This window comes from Caballeronia glebae (genome assembly GCF_001545035.1).
GTDB lineage: Bacteria > Pseudomonadota > Gammaproteobacteria > Burkholderiales > Burkholderiaceae > Caballeronia > Caballeronia glebae.
In genome coordinates this window covers 1-1,618 of sequence record NZ_FCOJ02000160.1, presented here as the reverse complement: position 1 = coordinate 1,618, position 1,618 = coordinate 1, and the positions used below count along the sequence as shown (strand labels likewise).

General features: G+C 51.9%; 3 protein-coding genes. All 3 read right to left on the bottom strand.

Going from position 1 to position 1,618, the window contains the following annotated elements; all coding sequences use genetic code 11:
• Positions 1 to 102 precede the first annotated feature (102 nt).
• Positions 103 to 582 (bottom strand): Imm42 family immunity protein, encoded by a 480-nt coding sequence (locus AWB82_RS36590; RefSeq protein WP_086974100.1) that lies wholly within the window; start codon positions 580 to 582, stop codon positions 103 to 105.
• Positions 583 to 658: 76 nt separating this feature from the next.
• Positions 659 to 985, bottom strand: a complete 327-nt coding sequence (locus tag AWB82_RS37515) for a hypothetical protein (protein ID WP_143757000.1) — start codon at positions 983 to 985, stop codon at positions 659 to 661.
• 3 nt (positions 986 to 988) lie between these two features.
• The coding region (locus AWB82_RS36585; protein WP_235023604.1) for a colicin E3/pyocin S6 family cytotoxin at positions 989 to 1,618 on the bottom strand (630 nt) is incomplete at its 5' end.

Genomic DNA, 1,618 nt, shown 5'->3' with positions numbered 1-1,618 from the left:
AATCGTGCTGCCCTGCGCCGTGCTCGCACTCGACTGCGACTGGCTCTGACTCTTGCTCGACCCCGCCGACACGTTGATGCTCGGGTTTATCGCTCTAAATAATTAGAATAAATCCTTATACTTTTTAATCGCCTCTCGAACGACCGACTGGAACTTCTCACGATCAAGCATGACGTCCATCACACTATCGACGTCTTCGTCATGACCGTAAATTATCCTCGCCTGATCCTTCCACTCAATTAAAAAAACATTGTGACCATCATCCAACAAACTTCCGACAGAGATCAGATGTTTAAAGTCGCTCTTCTCTGCGTCTGAATCGATAGATGGAAAAGCTTTCTCACAAAGCTCTTTGTAAACATTCACAACCATCGCAGAGAACAAGCGTTCGTCCTCTACGCTACTCTTCATACTGTCGACTGCACTCAACAGATTCAGATCGACTCCGAGCGTAGACACCGAAGAATAAAAAAACCGATTCTCTATAAAGTAACCGAAACAGCCGTTCTTGAATCGATCATCTGACCAAGACTCTACTGGATCGCACCAAATCGCAAATGCGCTAGGATCGCCAGACAGCATTTTATTTCCCTCTAAAGATCGGCGTCGTCTGCTGCGGCCCCAACGCCACCTGATTGTTCTGCGCAATAGCGCGCCCTCATTTTTTTGGACACATAACATGCTTCAATTGCATTCGGCCTTCGTGCTCACGCGCGAGCCAACCGAAGTTATCCGACACAATCGGTTTCCCGCAAACGAAACATGTATCCGGCCAGCCGTGAGCACGCCAATTCGCAACATCTTGGAATTCCGCTCCGTGTGCATAGGCTGTCCATTCTTTTTTGGAAAACCCAAGCATGTCAGTGACAGGTGGGTCATCAACGGTCAGATTATCCATATACCAGTCGTACACGGCTTCAGCTTCTTCGGGCGATAGCCGACCGTTAATCAAATCACCAAGCAAATCGCGTGCTTCTTTTTTCATTGATCACCTAGCTAATTTTCTTCCTGGAACCGCTGACTTATACAGTTCGCCTGTTACCGGATCAGCAGACCCAATATGCCTGCCTCGCTTGTCGTACACCTCGATATCGTTATGTGTGTAGTCCCATTCGTAATAGCGTACGCCATCTGTTTTTACGCCATTGCCAGCACTCTTTAAATCTTGCCAAACAGGACTATCAGCTTTTGATGGATTGGCTTGACGGCCGCCATTATCACCGCCCGCCATCGTCTTGATGGAATCAATCCAGCCATTCACCGCGTCGGCAATCGGCGTAAAGATCGCGTCTGCGGCTTGCTGGCCCGGGTTCGGCGTCACATGCACGCCCGCGCTGGGATCAAGCTGCGACGCCGGATCAGCGATTACGCCATCGCCCTTATTGCCCGTCAACCATTCCAGTCCCGGAACCTTGAACGGGCTCTTCGGATCATTCGGCGTAAAGATTGGCGCGGGCAATGGCAGCGCCACCTGATTGTTCTGCACCTCGATCTGCGCCGCGCCCGCCGCCGTCGCCATGTCCGCGCCGCTCGCGCCCATCCCCGTGGCCACGCCCGCCACCAGACTATTGACCAGATTCTCGCGCACCAGCCGATCCGCCGCCGACATATTCTCCGT

Excerpts from the sequence above, each read along its gene's own strand:
- AWB82_RS36590 (WP_086974100.1), bottom strand. The coding sequence starts at position 582 with ATGCTGTCTGGCGATCCTAGCGCATTTGCGATTTGGTGCGATCCAGTA.
- AWB82_RS37515 (WP_143757000.1), bottom strand. The coding sequence starts at position 985 with ATGAAAAAAGAAGCACGCGATTTGCTTGGTGATTTGATTAACGGTCGG.